The sequence below is a fragment of the Sinosporangium album genome (assembly GCF_900100605.1).
In the GTDB taxonomy this organism is placed as follows: Bacteria; Actinomycetota; Actinomycetes; order Streptosporangiales; family Streptosporangiaceae; genus Sinosporangium; species Sinosporangium album.
On record NZ_FNCN01000008.1, the window covers coordinates 155206 to 173065 of the forward strand.

19 protein-coding genes are annotated in these 17860 nt (G+C 71.2%); 7 read left to right on the forward strand and 12 right to left on the reverse strand.

Annotated elements, in window-relative coordinates:
• Nucleotide 1 precedes the first annotated feature (1 nt).
• Nucleotides 2-139 (reverse strand): hypothetical protein, encoded by a 138-nt coding sequence (locus BLQ73_RS32225; RefSeq protein WP_176955363.1) that lies wholly within the window; start codon nucleotides 137-139, stop codon nucleotides 2-4.
• A 40-nt stretch (nucleotides 140-179) separates the two neighbouring features.
• On the opposite strand from BLQ73_RS32225, the gene BLQ73_RS33385 reads away from it, so the two are divergent.
• Nucleotides 180-350, forward strand: coding sequence for a hypothetical protein (locus tag BLQ73_RS33385; RefSeq protein WP_218125730.1), 171 nt, complete (start codon nucleotides 180-182; stop codon nucleotides 348-350).
• Here BLQ73_RS33385 and mraZ read toward each other — a convergent pair.
• On the reverse strand, nucleotides 347-778 hold the full coding sequence (gene mraZ / locus BLQ73_RS10630; protein WP_093170333.1) for a division/cell wall cluster transcriptional repressor MraZ: 432 nt from the start codon (nucleotides 776-778) through the stop codon (nucleotides 347-349). The genes BLQ73_RS33385 and mraZ overlap by 4 nt on opposite strands.
• 423 nt (nucleotides 779-1201) lie before the next feature.
• Between mraZ and BLQ73_RS10635 the strand changes: the two genes are divergently transcribed.
• Genes BLQ73_RS10635 through BLQ73_RS10645 form a run of 3 tightly spaced genes read left to right on the forward strand, consistent with a single transcriptional unit; the run spans nucleotide 1202 to nucleotide 5870 of the window.
• Nucleotides 1202-2179, forward strand: coding sequence for an AAA family ATPase (locus BLQ73_RS10635; RefSeq protein WP_093170226.1), 978 nt, complete (start codon nucleotides 1202-1204; stop codon nucleotides 2177-2179).
• Nucleotides 2176-3441, forward strand: a complete 1266-nt coding sequence (locus BLQ73_RS10640) for a DUF58 domain-containing protein (protein ID WP_093170227.1) — start codon at nucleotides 2176-2178, stop codon at nucleotides 3439-3441. The genes BLQ73_RS10635 and BLQ73_RS10640 overlap by 4 nt, the downstream gene beginning before the upstream one ends.
• Complete coding sequence (locus tag BLQ73_RS10645) at nucleotides 3438-5870, forward strand: transglutaminase TgpA family protein (RefSeq protein ID WP_093170228.1); 2433 nt, start codon at nucleotides 3438-3440, stop codon at nucleotides 5868-5870. The genes BLQ73_RS10640 and BLQ73_RS10645 overlap by 4 nt, the downstream gene beginning before the upstream one ends.
• A 137-nt stretch (nucleotides 5871-6007) precedes the next feature.
• On the opposite strand, the gene BLQ73_RS10650 is transcribed toward BLQ73_RS10645, so the two are convergent.
• From BLQ73_RS10650 to efp, 5 genes are all read right to left on the reverse strand, one after another.
• Nucleotides 6008-6415, reverse strand: coding sequence for a DUF3040 domain-containing protein (locus tag BLQ73_RS10650; protein WP_093170334.1), 408 nt, complete (start codon nucleotides 6413-6415; stop codon nucleotides 6008-6010).
• A gap of 376 nt (nucleotides 6416-6791) precedes the next feature.
• Nucleotides 6792-8036 carry a DNA polymerase IV gene (locus tag BLQ73_RS10655; protein ID WP_093170229.1) on the reverse strand — a complete coding sequence of 415 codons (1245 nt, stop codon included), beginning with the start codon at nucleotides 8034-8036 and terminating at the stop codon, nucleotides 6792-6794.
• A gap of 213 nt (nucleotides 8037-8249) precedes the next feature.
• Nucleotides 8250-9011 (reverse strand): class I SAM-dependent methyltransferase, encoded by a 762-nt coding sequence (locus BLQ73_RS10660; protein ID WP_176955364.1) that lies wholly within the window; start codon nucleotides 9009-9011, stop codon nucleotides 8250-8252.
• 40 nt (nucleotides 9012-9051) lie between these two features.
• Nucleotides 9052-9462 carry a transcription antitermination factor NusB gene (gene nusB / locus BLQ73_RS10665; RefSeq protein ID WP_093170230.1) on the reverse strand — a complete coding sequence of 137 codons (411 nt, stop codon included), beginning with the start codon at nucleotides 9460-9462 and terminating at the stop codon, nucleotides 9052-9054.
• Entirely contained in the window at nucleotides 9462-10022 is a 561-nt protein-coding gene (gene efp, locus BLQ73_RS10670; RefSeq protein ID WP_093170231.1) for an elongation factor P, read from the reverse strand. Before efp ends, nusB begins: the two co-directional genes overlap by 1 nt.
• Nucleotides 10023-10266: 244 nt before the next feature.
• On the opposite strand from efp, the gene BLQ73_RS10675 reads away from it, so the two are divergent.
• Nucleotides 10267-12126 carry a glycoside hydrolase family 9 protein gene (locus BLQ73_RS10675; protein WP_093170232.1) on the forward strand — a complete coding sequence of 620 codons (1860 nt, stop codon included), beginning with the start codon at nucleotides 10267-10269 and terminating at the stop codon, nucleotides 12124-12126.
• A 104-nt stretch (nucleotides 12127-12230) separates the two neighbouring features.
• On the opposite strand, the gene BLQ73_RS10680 is transcribed toward BLQ73_RS10675, so the two are convergent.
• The gene (locus BLQ73_RS10680; protein WP_093170233.1) at nucleotides 12231-13271 is read right to left on the reverse strand and encodes an LLM class F420-dependent oxidoreductase; all 1041 of its coding nucleotides are present in this window, start codon (nucleotides 13269-13271) and stop codon (nucleotides 12231-12233) included.
• A gap of 183 nt (nucleotides 13272-13454) precedes the next feature.
• Between BLQ73_RS10680 and BLQ73_RS10685 the strand changes: the two genes are divergently transcribed.
• Complete coding sequence (locus BLQ73_RS10685) at nucleotides 13455-14339, forward strand: endonuclease/exonuclease/phosphatase family protein (RefSeq protein WP_245690977.1); 885 nt, start codon at nucleotides 13455-13457, stop codon at nucleotides 14337-14339.
• A gap of 62 nt (nucleotides 14340-14401) precedes the next feature.
• Here BLQ73_RS10685 and BLQ73_RS10690 read toward each other — a convergent pair whose 3' ends face one another.
• The 4 genes from BLQ73_RS10690 to ribH all read right to left on the reverse strand — a co-directional run bounded on the left by BLQ73_RS10690 (nucleotide 14402) and on the right by ribH (nucleotide 17463).
• Nucleotides 14402-15019 (reverse strand): nucleotidyltransferase family protein, encoded by a 618-nt coding sequence (locus tag BLQ73_RS10690; RefSeq protein ID WP_176955365.1) that lies wholly within the window; start codon nucleotides 15017-15019, stop codon nucleotides 14402-14404.
• A 138-nt stretch (nucleotides 15020-15157) separates the two neighbouring features.
• Nucleotides 15158-16252: an XdhC family protein gene (locus BLQ73_RS10700; RefSeq protein WP_093170235.1), complete on the reverse strand. Its 1095-nt coding sequence runs from the start codon at nucleotides 16250-16252 to the stop codon at nucleotides 15158-15160.
• A 75-nt stretch (nucleotides 16253-16327) separates the two neighbouring features.
• A complete protein-coding gene (locus tag BLQ73_RS10705; protein ID WP_093170236.1) occupies nucleotides 16328-16780 on the reverse strand; it encodes a PH domain-containing protein in 453 nt (150 codons plus the stop codon).
• Nucleotides 16781-16992: 212 nt separating this feature from the next.
• Nucleotides 16993-17463 (reverse strand): 6,7-dimethyl-8-ribityllumazine synthase, encoded by a 471-nt coding sequence (ribH, locus tag BLQ73_RS10710; RefSeq protein WP_093170237.1) that lies wholly within the window; start codon nucleotides 17461-17463, stop codon nucleotides 16993-16995.
• Between the two features lie 63 nt (nucleotides 17464-17526).
• On the opposite strand from ribH, the gene BLQ73_RS32230 reads away from it, so the two are divergent.
• The gene (locus BLQ73_RS32230; RefSeq protein ID WP_176955366.1) at nucleotides 17527-17703 is read left to right on the forward strand and encodes a hypothetical protein; all 177 of its coding nucleotides are present in this window, start codon (nucleotides 17527-17529) and stop codon (nucleotides 17701-17703) included.
• Nucleotides 17704-17860: the final 157 nt, after the last annotated feature.

Sequence of the window (17860 nt, forward strand, 5' to 3'; positions counted from 1 at the left end):
CTCACGCCTGCTCGCGGATGACGAGGCGGGCGAACAGCGAGCGTTGAGTGCTGCCGCCGACCCGATCGCCGGCGACGCTGCCGCCGGCGATCCGACCCACACCCCGGCTGGGGCTGCCGCACAGCCAAGACCCACCCATATGGGTGACCCGCCCATATGGGCGGAAAAGCTCATTTGATGTGACTGTAAACGGGTCCCCACCCTGGCCGTCCGGCCAGGTCCCCATCCGCAACCTCTTCGAAGTAGCCGGCCACCTGACACCGGGGAAGGTGCATCAGCTCACCGGCAAGCGGGTGCGGGTGGAGACCTCGCCGAACGACGTTTTCACCGAAATGTCGATCTTGGATTAGAGAACTCCTGGCAGCACCTCCTCCGACAGGTCGGCGAAGGCCTGCTCCTGATCGGTCAGATAGGTGTCCCAAGCCTTGGCGTCCCAGATCTCCAACCGGGTGTTGGCTCCGATGACCGCACACTCGCGCTCAAGCCCCGCGTAGGTGCGCAGACTCTGCGGAATCGTGATGCGGCCCTGCTTGTCGGGGACCTCGTCGGACGCACTGGCAAAGAAGACGCGGCTGTAATCCCGGACCGCCTTCGCGGTCACCGGCGCCGTCCGCAGGGCCTCGGTGATGCGTTTGAACTCCTCTACTGGAAAAACGTAGAGGCAACGCTCCTGGCCTTTGGTGATCACCAGACCCTCCGCCAGCTCCTCGCGGTACTTCGCCGGCAGGAACAGCCGTCCCTTGTCGTCCAGACGCGGGTGATGAGTGCCGAGAAACACCGGCCCCACCTCCCGTGCCACATGGATCGTCAGGCGCTAGAGCCCCTGCTCTCCACTGCGCACCACCATACTCCACTTCTCCCCACCGTCAACTGATTCCAACCGCCTTCATCAGGTGTTTCCCTCACGTTTTCGCAGGTCAGAGCGGTGGGGCAGAGTGGAGCGCCGTCGCGGTGCGGCGCGAGTCACGGGCGTGTCGGAGCTTGATCGGAGCTTGATCCGACACGCTGCGTGAGCGTCCGGAGCGGCCCTCCCGGAGGGGTCGGGGACTGTTGGGGTGGTTCACCGCGAATCCGGCTAAAAGTCGCCGGAGACCTCATCGCACCGTAGTGTCTGTACACACAATGGAAAAGGAATCGCAAGCATCCCGCGATCTCCAGACGCTAATAGCGGGGTGTCTGTCGCTCTCCCCCTGGAGGTCTGGTGGCACTAACCCATGACGTTCCTCCCCGGCTCGACGACCTCGTGCCGACGGCACACCGGATCGGACAGGCGATCGAGTCCGTCATCGAGGGGAAGGGCGACGTCATCCGGCTGACCCTCACCGTGATGCTCGCCGAAGGCCACCTGCTGATCGAGGACGTCCCCGGAGTCGGCAAGACCATGCTGGCCAAGGCACTGGCGCGTTCCATCGACTGCACCGTACGGCGGGTGCAGTTCACGCCCGACCTCCTCCCCAGCGACATCACCGGCGTGAGCGCGTACAACCAGCAGACCAGGGACTTCGAGTTCAAACCGGGCCCGGTCTTCGCGAACATCGTGGTCGGCGACGAGATCAACCGCGCTTCCCCCAAGACCCAGTCGGCCCTCTTGGAATGCATGGAGGAGCACCAGGTCACCGTGGACGGCGTGACCTATCCGCTGGAGTCGCCGTTCATGGTCATCGCCACCCAGAACCCGATCGAGATGGAGGGCACCTATCCCCTCCCCGAGGCGCAGCGCGACCGGTTCACCGCCCGCATCGCCATGGGCTACCCCGAGCCCACCGCCGAGCTGGAGATGCTCGACGTGCACGGGGGGACCTCCCCTCTGGACAAGCTGCAGGCGGTCGCGACCACCGCCGAGGTCACGGCCCTTATCGCGGCCGTGCGCGCCGTTTACGTGTCCCACCCCGTCAAGCGCTACGCCATCGACCTCGTCACCGCGACCCGCCGCTCCCCCGACCTGAGGCTCGGCGCGTCCCCGCGCTCGACCCTCCAGCTCGTCAGGGCCGCGCGGGCGCACGCCGCCCTGCAGGGACGCGACTACGTGATTCCCGACGACCTGCAGGACCTCGCCGTACCCGTGCTCGCCCACCGGCTCCTGCCCAGCATCGAGGCCCAGAGCCAGCGGCGCCTGCCCGAGCAGGTGATGGCCGACCTCCTGCACCGGGTGCCCGTTCCCGAAGCGCGGGCGAGGTGACGTCCGCCCTCAAGGCGCTCACCCCGCGCGGCCGGTCCTTCCTCGCCTCGGGCCTCGCCGCGCTGCTCTGCGCCGTCATCCTCGGGGAGCACGACCTGCTCAGGATCGCCGTACTGATCACGTCCCTGCCGCTGATCGCCGCCCTTGTGGTGGCTCGGACACGCTACCGGCTGAGCTGCGCGCGACGGGTCCACCCCGCCCGCTGCGAGGCCGGGGGCGAGGCCGTCGTGACGCTCAGGCTGGAGAACGTCACCAGGCTCCCCACCGGACTGCTGATGATCGAGGACACCGTGCCGTTCGCGCTCGGCGCGCGGCCCCGCTTCGTCCTCGACCGGGTCGAGGCCCGGGGCGTGCGCGAGGTCGAGTACAGGGTCCGGTCGGACCTGCGCGGCCGTTTCACCGTCGGGCCCCTGACCGTGCGCATCGCCGACCCGTTCGGACTGGTCGAGCTGGGGCGGGCGTTCACCGCCACCGACACGTTCGTCGTCGTCCCGCAGGTCGTCCCCCTGCCGCCGGTCCGCCTTTCGGGAGAGTGGGCCGGCGGAGGCGACAGCAGCAACCGCAGCATGGCCTCGGCGGGCGACGACGACGTCGCCCCGCGCGAATACCGCTACGGCGACGACCTGCGCCGGGTGCACTGGCGTTCCACGGCGCGCCGCGGCGAGCTGATGGTGCGGCGCGAGGAGCAGCAGTGGCAGAGCCGCGGCACCCTGCTGCTCGACACCCGCAGATACGCGCACCGCGGCGAGGGGCCGCGCTCCTCCTTCGAGACCGCCGTATCGGCCGCGGCCTCCATCGGCACCCACCTCAGCCACAGCGGCCTCGGCCTTCGCCTGGTCACCGACCAGGGCGCCGAGCATGTCGCCGACCAGGGCATGAGCTGGTCGCTGCTCGACACCCTCGCGGTCATACGGCACAGCGGCGGACGCGCCCTGGACCTCGGTCTCGCCGCGACACGGCAGCGCGGCGGCGACGGACTCATCGTCGCCGTGCTGGGAGCGGTCGACGCCGACGAGGCCAGGGCGCTGGCCCGGCTGCGGCACGGCTCCATGACCGGGGTCGCGGTCCTGCTGGACGTCGCCGCGTGGGACCAGAGCGACCCCGACCGGGACGAGCTTGAGCGTGCCGCCGGGGCGCGAGCCGCGCTCGCCGCGGCGGGCTGGCGGATCGTACGGCTGCCGCCCGGGGTCCCGATCTCCTCGGTGTGGCCCGAGGCCGCGGGGGAGCGCGGCCGGATGTCGTACACCGGAGGCGCGGCATGAGACTCGCCCTCGCGAGCGGCGCCGCGACACTGGCCGTGTCGTTCACGCTGTATCCGCTGTTCGCCACCGGCGCCTGGTTCTGGTACGCCCTCGGCGCCATCCTCACCGTCACGGCCCTCGGCGCGGGGGCGAGCAGGTTCAGCATCCCGGACTGGGCGGTGCTCCCGGCGGGGCTGGTCGGCCTGACGATGTATACGACGGCCGCGTTCTCTCGGGACCAGGCGTGGCTGTGGGTGTTCCCGACCTTCGACTCGGTCGCCGAGGTGGCCGCCCTGTGGGCGCTGGGCTTCGACGACATCCAGCGCTACGCGGCCCCGGTGCCCGCGAGCCAGGGGATCATCGCCTTGACGACGGCGGGCGTGGGGCTCATCGCCCTCCTGGTGGACCTGTTCGCCGCGCGGATGCGCCTGGCCGCCCTGGCGGGGTTGCCGCTGCTCGCGCTGTTCACGGTCCCGGCCGCGGTGATCACCGAGCCTCTCGCGTGGCCTTCGTTCATCATCGCCGCGCTCGGATACCTGGTGCTGCTGCTCGCCGACGGGCGGGAGCGGGTGAACCGCTGGGGACGCGCGGTGCTCGCACGGCGCCAGGCCGGCGGGAGCGACTCCCCCGCCACTCAGCCGCATGTGGGAGCGCTGAAGCTGTCGGGCAAGCGCATCGGTTTCGCCGCCATCGCCCTGGCGGTGCTGGTGCCCACCGCGCTGCCCACGCTCTCCCCCAATCCGCTGTTCGGGTTCGGAGTGGGGGGCGGCCTCGGCAGGGGAAGCAACACGATCACCATCCCCAACCCGATCGCGGGCCTGCGGGGCCAGCTCGAACTGCCGGCCAAGGCGACCGTCCTCAGCTACACGAGCTCCGACGCGGCTCCGCGCTATCTGCGGCTGTGGTCGCTGGACACCTTCAACGGGGACGAGTTCCAGATGACCGCGCCGACCGGGCGTCCGGAGGACCGGGTCGGCGCCGGCGGCCGGCTTCCGCCTGCGCCGGGGCTGTCGCCCAGTGTGGCGATGCGGACGAACGAGCTCGGCGTCGAGGTCAGCCCCGACATAAATCGGCTGGAGTTCCTACCGCTGCCGTACAACACGACGTCGGTCGACATCGAGGGCGACTGGCGCGCGGACCGCAGCACGCTCGTGGTGTTCTCGACCACGGAGCTGGCGGCGGGCCAGAGCTACCGCGTCACCACGGTCGAGCCCGAGCCCACCGCGCGGACGCTCGACGGGGCGGCGGCGCCGCCGGACGACATCAAGACCCGCTACCTGCAGCTTCCCGACGATCTCCCCGAGGAGATCAGGGAACTCGCGGTGCGCGAGACCGCGGGGGCCCGGACGCCGTTCCGGAAAGCGGTGGAGCTGCAGAACTGGTTCACCAGGCGCGGCGGGTTCACGTACTCGCTGGCCACCGGCGGCCACGGCTCCTCGGCGCTGATCGACTTCCTGATGCACACCCGGACGGGCTACTGCGAGCAGTTCGCGGTGTCCATGGCAGTGCTGTCGCGGGTGCTCGGCATTCCAGCGCGCGTGGCGATCGGCTACACCGGCGGCACCCGGGTGGGTGACCGGTGGGAGGTGTCCACGCGCGACACCCATGCCTGGCCCGAGCTGTACTTCGAAGGTGTCGGCTGGCTCGCGTTCGAGCCGACGCCGGCCGGCAGTGCGGGGCAGGGCAGCGCGCGCGTCCCCGCCTACACCCGCATCGCGGAGCCTTCCGACGACACCGAGCGCCCGGGCGACACGGCCGCCGAGCGGAACTCCGAGCCGGACGAGGCCGACCCCTCGGCCGCGCCCGCGACGCGCGGCCAGGGCCCGCTGGACCGCGAGGGCACCTCCTCCTCCACGGCCGTGGAGGAGGAGTTCCCGGTGATCGCGTGGGTCGGCGTCGGTGTGGGCGCGGTGGCGCTCCTGCTGCTCGTCCCCGCTTTCGCGCGGGTCGTCATGCGCTTCCGCAGGCTGCGTGCCATGTCGGTGCCCGTCGCCGCGCGGGAGGATGTGGCGGTGCCGTACGGCCGAGCCGTCGAGGTGCGTTCGGCCGGCAGGGAGGGTGCGGTCACGCGGGTGTGGGCCGAGCTGGACGACATGCTCTACGACTACGGGATGTCGCGGGAGCCGAGTGAGAGTCCGAGGGCGCTGGCCCGCCGGCTGAGCGAGGGCAACGCGTTCGGGCCCGAGGCGGCCGAGGCCGTGAAGAGGATCACCGCGGCGATCGAGCGGTTGATGTTCGCCCGGGATCCGGGCGGGACCGCGGTCGGCGCGGCCGATCTGAAGCTGGTGCGCGCGGCGCTCGCCGCCTCGGTGGGCCGTCGGCGGCGGTGGCGGGCCGCTCTGCTGCCGCCCTCGACGCTGCGGCGGCTGGGAAGCGTCGGCACGCGGCTGCTGGATGTCTTCGACAGGCTGGAGAGCCTGGAGATCAGGCGGGCGACGGCCCGCAGGTAGGCACATAGGCGCAGGACCTCATGCCTCTGGATCCGCGGCCGGATCCGTCGCGGTCCTGGGCCGGTGGCCTCTCCTTTGCGGGGAAGGGGCGACTGGTCCGGGGCCGCGACCTCACATCCTCCGGCGGGGAGAAACGCTCACTGGTCGTCGTGGCGACGACGCCAGCGCTCCTCCATGCGTTCCATGAACCCGGGGCGTCGTTGCCCGCGCGGCCTTCCCGCGGGGCGCTGGCGACCGGGGCCACTGGGCGCGGCGGCCTCTGTGCCCCCGAACCCGTTCATGCGCTTCCAGCTCGACAGACCCCACAGGCATGCGGCGAGCATGACCACGAAGCCGCCGACACCGAGTGCGATGACCTGCGACACGACACCGACCATCAACAACACGACGCCGAGGAGGAAGCCGATGGAGGCCTTCACCAGGCGGCGCTTGTAGTGGTTGCGCGGATCACGGATCCGTACGGCATTGGCCCACTTCGGGTCCTCGGCGTAGAGGGCCTGCTCGATCTGGTCGAGCAAGCGCTGCTCGTGCTCAGAGAGCGGCACGGCGCCTCCCAAGGACGGCCCCAGGACGGGGTAGACGGCAACGGACGACACGGGGTGTCCGAACCTCGCGGTCGGTTATCCCCAGAATACGAGGCTGTAGACGTGGGCGAAAGAAAACGTCCAACGTAGACCAAACCGGAGGCGATGTCATAGATCCATTCCATCAAAGAATGGCGGAACTCGTGACATCAGACTGCTGGCACTTTGCCGCCCGCTGGGCGTCTCCGCACCGGCTCCTCCGGTCTTCCGTGCCCCGGCCTCCCCGCGCCGGGGACCCCACGGCGAGCCGTCCCGAGCGGATACCGCCCTTGGGCGGACACCCGCGCCGACGGATCTCACCGATCTGGACATATCCACCTCCTTTTTGACGTCGATGTCATAAGTCCATTTCATCAAATCTCGGACGGACCAGCGAGGCGGGGACCACAGCACCGGGCCCGAACCTTCGAACCGCTTTGTCCGCCGCGAGTTCGGCCTCCCTCCGGCCGAGGTCGCGCTCACCCAGTTTGAGCTGGTGAGAGACCCCTTCGACCGGGCGCAGGCCCTCGACCCGGACGCCCACGAGCCGCAGCCTCACCCGCTGGAGCCCCGCGGCGGCGAAAAGATCGCAGGCCGTGGCGTAGATCTCCGCCGCGACATCGGTCGGCTCCCGGAGGGTCCTGGACCTGGTGATCGTGGTGAAATCCGACCTGCGCAGCTTGACGCTGACCGTGCGGCCGACGTGGCCCCCCTCGCGCAGGCGGGCGGCGACCCGTTCGCTGAGGCGCAGCAGTTCGCGCCGGATCACCTCGGGATCGTGCACATCGGAGGCGAACGTCTCCTCCGCCCCGATGCTCTTGTCCGGGGTGTGGGGCGTGACCGGGCGCTCGTCGCGGCCCCAGGCGAGGGCGGCCAGGTGGGCACCCGCGGCCTGGCCGAGCTCGCGTTTGAGCGTCGCGGGAGGGACCCGGGCGAGGTCTCCGACGGTTTTGATGCCGAGCCTGGTCAGCGCGCTCTCGGTGCGCTCCCCCACACCCCACAGCATCGCGACGGGAAGCGGGTGGAGGAACTCGACCACCCCGTCGGCGGGGACGACCAGCAGGCCGTCGGGCTTGCACTGGCGTGAGGCAAGCTTGGCCACGAATTTGCTGCTCGCCACGCCGACAGAGCAGGTCACCCCGAACTCCTCACGCACCCGCCGCCTGATCAGCTCCGCGATCACGGCGGGCGAACCGATCAGCCTGCCCGCCCCCGACACGTCGAGGAACGCCTCGTCGGAGGCGATCGGCTCCACCAGCGGCGTGAAGGACTGGAACAGCTCCATGATCCCTCGGGAGACCTGCGAGTATTTCCCGTGGCTCGGCGGGATGACCACGGCCGACGGGCACAGGCGGCGTGCCCGCGTCATCGGCATCGCCGAGTGCACGCCGAAGCGCCTCGCCTCATAGGTCGCGCTCAGCACCACCCCGCGCGCCCCGGCCGCCCCCACGATCACCGGCCTTCCCCGGAGCTCGGGCCGGTCGAGCAGCTCGACGGCGGCGAAGAAGGCGTCCATGTCGACATGGAGGATCGGGCAGCCCGTGTCGTCGGCCCTCGGCCCACCGCCCCGGGCGCCGCCCTGGATCACCTGCTTACGCGACACGCCATCCAGTCTATGCGAACTGCCGTTCGATCACTGTGCGGCACGAGCCGTCACTGCCGCAGACGGCACGGGCACGAGCGCGGCGCGGACACGGCGCGGACACGGACGGCACGAGCCGTCACGGCCGAGGACGGCACGGGCACGGCACGGCCGAGGACGGCACGGGCACGGCACGGGCACGGCACGGCCGAGGACGGCACGGCCGAGGGCCGGTCAGGCGCGGTGGCCGAGGATGTGGACCTGGGTGGCGATGTCGCGCAGCACGGGGTGGCGGGCGGCCGCGTGCTCCAGCGCCGCGAACGCCTGGGCCGCCCCCGGGTCTCCGTCCAGCAGGCGGCTCGGCACGAGATCGGCGAAGACCCGCACCCCGTGCACCTCACCCGGAACGAACCCCGAGGCGGCGAGCAGCCCGGCCAGCCCCTCGCCGGTGAAGCGGCGCGGAGTCGGGTCGTGGTCGCCCCAGTGGCCCGCGGGGTCGGCCAGCAGGCTCAGCGCCTCCTTGAACCGGCCCGAGGTCGCCCGGTGGATCGCCGTGGCCACCGGATTGGCCGCCAGCACGCTGATCACTCCGCCCGGGCGCAGCAGCCCCGCCATGGCGACCAGCGCCGCGGCGGGGTCCTCCACGTATTCGAGGACGCTGTGGCAGAGCACCAGGTCCGCGCCCCCGGCGGGAAGCAGCTCGGCGAGGTCTCCCGCGTCGCCCTGGAGGGAGCGCACGCCCACCCCGGCCTCCGAGGCGCGCCGTTCGAGCGCGGCGAGGGAGTCGGGACTCGGGTCCACCACCGTCACCGCGTGCCCGAGCTCGGCGAGAGGTACGGCGAAGCCGCCCGTGCCTCCCCCTGCGTCCACGATGTCCAAACGGTCCCGCCCGGCGGCGGAGGCCAGCTCGTCGAGCACCGCTCGCAGCGCGTCCCACACCACCGCGGTGCGGACCGCGGTGGCTCCCACGGGTCTCATCACACTCTGGTCGCGCATTGGATCTCCCCCTCCGTCAAGGCTCAGTCAGAGCCTAAGGCTAGAGGGCGAGCTTGGGCTTGAGCTGATTGAAGCGGGCGAGCAGCCCGTTGACGAACTGCGGCGAGTCGTCGGTGGACAGCTCGGAGGCCAGATGCACCCACTCGCTGATCACGACGCCGTCCGGCACGTCGGGCATCCAGAGCAACTCGTAGGTGCCCGCGCGCAGCACGTTGCGATCGACGGCCGGCATGCGGTCGAGCGTCCAGCCCTCGGAATAGGTCTCGATGAGGTCGTCGATGCGCCTCACATGCCGGACCACGCCCTCGACCAGGGTCGAGGTGTATTCGTTGACCGGCGGCTCGGCGCGCGCCACCCTCTCGGCGAGGACCGTGAGCGGGTTCTCGCTCCGGAGTTCGGCCTCGAAGAGGATGTCAAGCGCGCGGCGGCGCGCCTTCCCTCTGGCCGACATCAGGCGCGGCCGAGGTATTCGCCGCTGCGGGTGTCCACCTTGATCTTCTCGCCGGTCGTGATGAACAGCGGCACCTTGATCTCGGCACCGGTCTCCAGCGTGGCGGGCTTGGTGCCGCCGGTGGAGCGGTCACCCTGCAGGCCCGGCTCGGTGTGGGACACGGTCAGCTCGACCGCGGCCGGAAGGTCGACGTAGAGCGCCGAGCCGTCGTGGAACGCCACGGTGGCGAGGGTGTTCTCCAGCATGTAGTCGGCGGCCGAGCCGACGGTCGCCCTGGGCACGTTGACCATGTCGTAGGTCTCGGTGTCCATGAAGACGAAGTCGTCGCCGTCGAGGTAGGAGAACTGCATCTCGCGCTTGTCGACGTTGGCCACGTCGACCTTCACGCCGGCGTTGAAGGTCTTGTCGACCACCTTGCCGGACAGCACGTTCTTGAGCTTGGTGCGGACGAAGGCACCGCCCTTGCCGGGCTTGACGTGCTGGAACTCCACGACGGCCCAGAGCTCACCGCCGTCAAGCTTGAGCACCATGCCGTTTTTGAGGTCGTTGGTCGTCGCCACTCGTCTCTTCTCCCGCGTACAAGCCCTATGCGCATACTCGGTCGCTCAGTCTACCGGCCCCGGAACAGGGCGACGGCCGCTCGGGTGCGGCGCGTACCGCTCGGGACGGCCCGTACGGCGTACGCCGAGCGGCCGGCGTCCGCGGAGGGAAACAGCTCATTGACCGCCCCCCGGCAACGCCACTACCGTGCCGATGAAGGTTAGGAAGGTTTCCTAACTTTCACCCCCTCGCTCAGGAGAGCCGATGAGACCACGCACGCTCGCGGTCGGCGCCCTCGTCATGGGCCTTGTGGCCGCAGGGAGCCCCGCCATGGCCGAATCGAACCCCTCACCAGTCCTGATCAGGGTAGACCAGGTCGGATACGCGACGACCGAGTCCAAACACGCCTATCTCATGACCTCCGCCCCCTCCCCCGGAGCCGGATTCACCGTCGTCGACCACAGGGGCAGGGAGGTGCTGCGCGGAAAGGCCGGAGCGGACCTCGGCTCCTGGAACAGCGCATACGGCCACGTCTACACACTTGACCTGTCACGGCTCCGCCGTACCGGCACCTATCACATCAAGAGCGGCACGGCGGTCTCGCCGGGCTTCCGGATCGCCCGCCACAGAGCCTTCGCCGACACGGCGTCCAAGGCCGTGACCTTCTTCGGCGGCCAGCGCGACGGCGCCGGCGTGCTGCCCGGACCGCTGCGGCGCAAGCCGAGCCACCTCAACGACCGGGCCGCGGACGTCTACGACTGGCCCACGTTCACCGGCCCCGGCACCGACCAGATCAAAGGCGAACTCACCAAGGTCGGCGGACCCGTGGATGTGGAAGGAGGGTGGTACGACGCGGGCGACTACCTCAAGTTCACCCACATCCTGTCCTACGTCGATACCTTGATGTGGGCCACCCAGCGCGACGCCGGGCGGGCGGCCGACCCGCGCCTCGCGGCCGAGGCCGCGCACGGCCTCAGGTGGCTCGACAAGATGTGGGACGAGAAGACCAAGACCCTCTACATCCAGGTCGGCATCGGCGCGGGCAACGAGGAGGGCACCTTCGTCGGCGACCACGACATCTGGCGCCTGCCCGAGGCCGACGACGGCGACACCGGCGCCGACCGGAAGTTCATCCGCAACCGCCCCGTGTTCCGCGCCGCCGCCCCCGGCCGGCCGATCAGCCCCAACCTCGCGGGCCGTACGGCTGCCGCCTTCGCCCTCGCCTCCCAGGTCGAACCCGACCGCCGCCGCGCCGCAGGGCTCCTGGACAAGGCCGCCCAGATCTACGCCATGGCCAAGACCGAGAACGTCGGGACGCTCGTCACCTCGCTCCCCCACGCGTTCTACCCCGAGACCCTGTGGCGCGACGACATGGAGCTCGGCGGCGCCGAGCTCGCCCTCGCCGCGGCGCGGCTCCGCGACCCGCGCGCGGCCGACTGGCTGCGCCAGGCCGCGCACTGGGCTTCGGAGTACATCACGCATGACAGGGGCGACACGCTCAACCTCTACGACGTCAGCGCGCTCGCCCACGCCGACCTCGTCAAGGCGATCCGCGCCACCCGCGCCACCGGGCTCGCCGTCGGCGAGGCCGACCTGCTCGGCGACATCAAGGCCCAACTCGACATCGGCGCCGCCCGCGCCGCCGCCGACCCGTTCCGGGCCGGGGCGCGGTACGACCAGTTCGACTCCGTGCCCCGCACCTTCGGCCTGATCGCCACCGCCAAGCTGTACCGCGCCGTGAGCGGGGACAGGACCTACGACGACTTCGGCACCAGGCAGCGCAACTGGGCCCTCGGGGCCAACGCCTGGGGCACCTCTTTCATGGTCGGCGCCGGGGAAGGGGCCATCGCCTGCCCGCACCACCAGATCGCCAACCTCACGCGGCGCCCCGCCGTCGGCGCCGTCGTCAACGGCCCCAACAGCAAGACCCTCTTCGACAGCGGTCTCGGCGGCCACTTCGCCGAAATGAACCACTGCCCGCCCGACGGCGTCGACCGTTTCGACCGGTTCACCGGGCGGGGTTCCCGCTTCGTCGACGACGTCCGCTCGTGGCAGGCTTCCGAGCCGGCCGATGACTTCGCCGCCATCGCGCTGTACGCCCTCTCCCTCACCGCCAAGGGCTGACGCCCCGCCGACCCCGCCGGGCCCCTCGCTCCCCCCGGGGCCCGGCGGCCCGGGCGGGGCCCCCGGCCGGGCGGCCACGGGTGGAGCGAAGCGGCCCGGCAGGGCTAGGAGGCCAGCTCTTTGATCTTCTCGATGAGCTTGAGGCGGTCGGCGTGGGAGGCGGCGAGAGGGGTGACGTTGAGGGTGGTGACGCCGGACTCCCGGAGGGCGGCGATGCGGTCGCGGATGAAGCCCTCGGGACCGATGAGGGAGGTGGATTCGAGGAGCTCCCTGGGCACGTGGGCGGCGGCTTCGGCCTTGCGGCCGGCGAGGTAGAGGTCTTGGATGGTCTCGGCCTCCTTCTCGTAGCCGTAGCGCCGGGCGAGGTCGTTGTAGAAGTTCCTGCCCTTGGCGCCCATGCCGCCGATGTAGAGCGCGGCGTCGTCTCTGCCGAGTTCGAGCAGGTCACCGGCGTCGTCGCCGATGGCGAGGGGGGCGTTGGCGATGATGTCGAGCCCGCCGAGGGCGGGGTCGCGCCGGGCGTGGCCGGAGGCGAGGGAGTCGCCCCAGACGTCCTTGGCCTTCTCCGGCATGTAGAAGAGCGGTTGCCAGCCTTCGGCGAGTTCGGCCGCGAGCTCGACGTTCTTGGGGCCGATGGCGGCGATGACGACGGGGATGCGGTCGCGGACCGGGTTGTTGATCAGCTTGAGGGGTTTGCCCAGGCCGGTGCCGCGCTCGGGGGGCAGCGGGAGGGTGTAGTGCCTGCCCTCGTAGGTGAGCCGCTCCTTGCGCCACACGGCGCGGCAGATCTCGATGATCTCGCGGGTGCGCCCCAGGGGCGCGGTGTACGGCACGCCGTGGAATCCCTCGATGACCTGCGGCCCGGAGGCGCCGAGGCCGAGGGTGAAGCGCCCGCCGGACACGTAGTCCATGCCGGCGGCGGTCATGGCCAGCAGCGCGGGGGTGCGGGAGTAGATGGGAAGGATGCCGGAGGCGATCTGGAGCCGTTCGGTCTTGGCGGCGATGAACCCCATCTGGCTGACGGCGTCGAACGTGTACGCCTCCGCGACGAAGACGATGTCGAGCCCGGCTTTCTCGTAGTCGGCCAGTCCGTCCACCGTCTCCTTGAAGCCTCCCGCGTAGTTCAGGGCCATTCCGATGCGCATGTGCCGGGTTCCTTCCGTTTCACACCCACGACCACGTCATAAGACCGAACAAGATTCGGTCCGCTCAGTCAGAGGCTAGCGGATCGCCCCGCCCCCGCCACTCCCCATGATCGCCTCCACTCAGCGGCAGTCACGGCGCGCTGCGGTTGTATTACCCCTCGTGAGCGACCTAGCCTACGCAGGGTGCTGAGACGGGTGGTCATGGTTATGGCGGCGCTGATCGCACTCGTCATGGGCGGCCACAGACTCCTTCCCGAGCTCGGCGGTGTCACCCCCGTCCTGGAGAGTCTGCTGCCGTGGCTCGGGGTCGCCGTGCCCTTCCTCCTCGTCGCCGCCCTCGCCGCCCGGTCGGGGTCGGCGGTGGCGACCGCGGCCGTCCCCGGGCTGGTGTGGGGGCTGATGTTCGGGCCCGACCTGCTGCGCAGCGGCCCCGGCGGGCCGAGCGACCTGTCGGTGGCCACGCTCAACATCGGGGCGGCGACCCCCGACCAGGCCAAGGCCGTCCGCGCCGTCGCCCGTGGACGCGACCTGCTCGCGCTCCAGGAGCTGCGGGGAGGCGGGCTGGACCCGGTCCTCGCCGCTCGTTTCCCCTACCACTTCACCGCCGGCACGGTCGGCCTGTGGAGCCGCTACCCCATCACCGAGACCAGCCGCCTCGACCTCGGCCTCGGGTGGCCGCGCGCGCTGCGCGCGGTCGTGAGGACGCCCAAGGGCCGGGTCACGGTCTACGTGGCGCATCTGGCCTCCGCCAGGCCCGGCGAGACCGCCGTACGCGACCGCACGCTCGCCGAGGCCCGCCGCGTCATCGCCCGTGACGGCAGCGACCGGCTCCTGCTGCTCGGCGACCTCAACACCGCGACCACCGACCGCAAACTGGCCAGCCTCGTGCCACCGCTCACCGACGCCCACGTCGAGGCCGGGACCGGCTTCGGCTTCACCTGGCCGTCGATGTTCCCGATCACCCGGCCCGACCACATCCTCTACCGGGGGCTCACGGCCACGCGGGCCGGAGTGGAGGCCGCCCCCGGCAGCGACCACCTCGCAGCGGTCGCCTGGCTCCGCATCTGACCGGCGCGCGCACGCCCCGGCCTCCCCCGCCCTGTCAGCCCCGCCCTGTCAGCCCCGCCCTGTCAGCGCCCGCGGGCCTGCGCGAGGTCGTCGGGGGTGTCCAGGTCCGCCGGGTCGCCCGCGTCGTCGCACGGCACCTCGGTGACGAGGTGCCGGTGAGCGGCCAGGAACGGCCGCGCCCCCACGTCGCCCACCGCCAGCGACGCCACCGCGTCGAAGTGCTCCCGCGCGATCAGCACAGGGTTGCGCCTGGCCCCGCCGTACGTCGCCACCGCGACGTACGCGCCGGCGCGGTGCGCCGCCACCAGGCGCCGTACGGCGCGGGCCCGGATTCCCGGCTGATCCACCAAGGCCACGACCACCGCGCTCGCCTCCGGCGGCACGGCCGACAGCCCGACCCGCAGCGACGATCCCATCCCGGAGCGCCACTCCGGGTTGCGGGCCACCACAGCGCGGCGCACCGGCACGACGGCCGCGCCGAGCACCACCACGACGGGGTGGCATCCGCCGTCTTCCAGCAGCCTGACCCCGCGGTCGACGAGCCGTTCGCCGTCCAGCTCCACCAGCGCCTTGGGGGTGCCCATGCGGGTGCCCGCGCCAGCGGCGAGCAGCAGCCCCGCCACGGGCGGCCCGCTGTCGTGGTGTCCGAGGTCGACCGGGGTGGCGGCGGGATCGTCCATGGCGGTCGGCGTTCTCCCTGTTCTCTAGAGTGTCCGCGCTCAGCGCCCTCAGCGCCCTCAGCGCCCTCAGCGCCCTCAGCGCCCTCAGCGCCCTCAGCGCCCTCAGCGCCCTCAGCGCCCTCAGTGCCCTCAGTGCCCTCAGTGCTCTCCGTGGATGCGGCCGATCGTGTCGGTCAGCGGGCGGCCCGATCCGCCCCACCGGAGCTGGATGAGCTCGGCCGCGATGGACACGGCGGTCTCCTCGGGGGTCCGCGCGCCGAGGTCCAGCCCGACCGGAGAGCGCAGCCGCGCGAGTTCGCCGCCGGTCAGGCCGGCCTCGCGAAGCCGTACCAACCGGTCCTCGTGGGTGCGGCGCGAGCCCATGGCGCCCACGTAGCCGGCGCGGGTGCGCAGGGCCACCTCCAGCAGCGGGACGTCGAACTTGGGGTCGTGGGTCAGCACGCAGATCGCCGTACGCTCGTCGACGCCGGCCGCGACGGCGCTCAGGTAGTCATGCGGCCACTTCACCACGACCTCGTCGGCCTCAGGGAAGCGTTTGGCCGTCACGAAGAGCGGCCGGGCGTCGCAGACCACCACGTGGTAGCCGAGGAACTTGCCGATGCGCGCCACCGCGGCGGCGAAGTCGATCGCCCCGAACACCAGCATGCGCGGCGGCGGCACGAACGAATGCACGAAGACCGACAGGTCGTCCAGGCGCCGCTCTCCCTCGGCCCCGTAGCGGCGCACGCCGGTCAACCCCTGGGCGAGCATGCCGCGCGCGTCGTCGTCGACCGCCTCGTCCAGCCGTGCCACGCCGAGCGAGCCCGAGGCCCGGTCGGGCCAGATGACGCGCCTGGCGCCCGTACGGCCGGGGCCCGCGATGATCGTGGCCGTCGCCACGGGCTCGTGCGCCTCGATCGACGCGGCGATCTCCCCGAGCTCCGGGAACGTCTCGCGTGACACCGGCTCGACGAGCACATCGAGGATGCCGCCGCAGGTCAGCCCGACGGCGAACGCGTCGTCGTCGCTCACGCCGTACCGCTGGAGCACCGGCCCGGTCGCCTCGGTCGCCAGCTCGAACACCGCGCCTTCGACGCAGCCGCCCGAGACGCTGCCGACGACCTCGTCGCGCAGCACGGCCATCGAGGCGCCCGGCGGCCTCGGCGCGCTGCGGAAGGTGTTCACCACCGTGGCCAGCCCGAACCGTTCGCCGGCCCTCCACCAGCGCACGACCTGTGAGAGAACGTCACGCATGAGCGAGCCTTTCCGCGATACGAACGGTTAGCGGCTAAGTGTTCATATGGCGGGGTGGGTTGAACGGTTGCGGGGTCAGCGTTCGGGGGCTTCGCCTCGGCTGCGGATGAGGGCGAGGAGTTCGGCCACCTGGCGGCGGGCGCGATCATGCTCGGAGCCCTGGATGCCGACGGCGCCGATGGTGGCGCCGTCGGCGAAGTCGATTTTGGCCCAGGGGTCGCCGTCGATGAGGGTGACGTCGAGGACTTCGGGCCACTCGTAGCGGTGGACCCGCAGGGGGTTGACCAGGGTGATGCCCTTGTCGGTGGCCTCCACCCGGCAGCGGCCGAGAAGGTGGAGGACGCCGGCGACGAAGCAGCCGAACGCCACGACGCCGATCTTGTCGGCGATCTTGAAGGGCGGGGGCAGGGCGACGGCCATGATAACCGCGCCGACGACGATGACGCCCGCGAAGCCGTACGCCACGATTCTCCCCTTCTTGGGCCGCCAGACGACGGGGAGGGGCGGAGGGTTCACGGTGTCAGACATTACGGGCTCGCTGCTGCTCAGAAGGGTTGGAGGAACGACTGGCAACCTATCGCACAGGACCGCCGCCCCCGATCTTCACCTCGCCGTAAGCGCCGAGCGCCTCCCGCCCGCGCCTCCCGCCGCGCCCGCGGCCCGACCGGGAGGCCGGTGGCAGGCCCGGCCGTGCGGGTCGCGGAGACCCGCACGGCCGGGCCGTGCCGAACTCGCCGAACTCACTTTCGCAGATCGCGCAGCACCAGGGCGGTCTCCAGGGCGGCGACCGTGGCCTCGTAACCCTTGTCCTCCTTGCTACCGGGGTGACCGGAGCGTTCGAGGGCCTGGTCGAGTGTGTCGCAGGTGAGGACGCCGTTGCCAACGGGGGTTTCCTCGTCGAGGGCGATGCGGGTGAGGCCGGCGGTGACCGAGTCGCACACGTAGTCGAAATGCGCCGTGTCTCCGCGGATCACCGCCCCCAGCGCCACGACGGCGTCGCGGCGGCGGGCGAGTGCCTGGGTGACGACGGGGATCTCCAGGGCCCCCGCCACCCGCACCACGTCGCAGGCGGCGCCGCTGTCCTGCGCCGCCTGTACGGCACGGGCCACCAGTTGGTCGGTGACCGCGGAGTGCCAGCGGGCCGCCACGATGCCCACGGTGAGCCCGCCCGCGTCCACGATCTCCGCCTCGGGCCGTCCTGTGCCGCTCATGGTGCTTTCTCTCGATCCTTGTCGTAGGGCTGGGGAGGCCGTCCTGCTCCCGGCGTTCCCATCATGCTCGTCGTTCTCGTCGTTCTCGTCGTTCTCGTCGTGCTCGTCGTTCTCGTCGTCGTGCCGCGCCGCTGGCGGCCCGACGCGGTTGAAGTCCGAGGCGGGACGCCTCGCGTGCCGTTCACGGCGACTCCCGGCCGCCTTCGCCGCCGGATGCGCCGAACCTCCGTGTCCACGTAACTCCGTATCGCTTCATCGATTCTCCGAAAAGCGTGGGTGTTCACCGTTGATGACAGCTTTCAGCCGCGGACCTTCGGTGATTCACCGCGTCCACGTCACGCCAGACCGCATCATCGACACCTCCTCGGCCTTAGTCGTATCCCTGTGTGTTGCGACT

Bases quoted from the DNA above. Each gene is read 5' to 3' on its own strand.
- BLQ73_RS32225 (WP_176955363.1), bottom strand. From the start codon at position 139: ATGGGTGGGTCTTGGCTGTGCGGCAGCCCCAGCCGGGGTGTGGGTCGG.
- BLQ73_RS10645 (WP_093170228.1), top strand. From the start codon at position 3,438: ATGAGACTCGCCCTCGCGAGCGGCGCCGCGACACTGGCCGTGTCGTTC.
- BLQ73_RS10660 (WP_176955364.1), bottom strand. From the start codon at position 9,011: ATGCGCGACCAGAGTGTGATGAGACCCGTGGGAGCCACCGCGGTCCGC.
- nusB (WP_093170230.1), bottom strand. From the start codon at position 9,462: ATGTCGGCCAGAGGGAAGGCGCGCCGCCGCGCGCTTGACATCCTCTTC.
- BLQ73_RS10675 (WP_093170232.1), top strand. From the start codon at position 10,267: ATGAGACCACGCACGCTCGCGGTCGGCGCCCTCGTCATGGGCCTTGTG.
- BLQ73_RS10680 (WP_093170233.1), bottom strand. From the start codon at position 13,271: ATGCGCATCGGAATGGCCCTGAACTACGCGGGAGGCTTCAAGGAGACG.
- BLQ73_RS10690 (WP_176955365.1), bottom strand. From the start codon at position 15,019: ATGGACGATCCCGCCGCCACCCCGGTCGACCTCGGACACCACGACAGC.
- BLQ73_RS10700 (WP_093170235.1), bottom strand. From the start codon at position 16,252: ATGCGTGACGTTCTCTCACAGGTCGTGCGCTGGTGGAGGGCCGGCGAA.
- BLQ73_RS10705 (WP_093170236.1), bottom strand. From the start codon at position 16,780: ATGTCTGACACCGTGAACCCTCCGCCCCTCCCCGTCGTCTGGCGGCCC.
- ribH (WP_093170237.1), bottom strand. From the start codon at position 17,463: ATGAGCGGCACAGGACGGCCCGAGGCGGAGATCGTGGACGCGGGCGGG.
- BLQ73_RS32230 (WP_176955366.1), top strand. From the start codon at position 17,527: ATGCTCGTCGTTCTCGTCGTTCTCGTCGTTCTCGTCGTGCTCGTCGTT.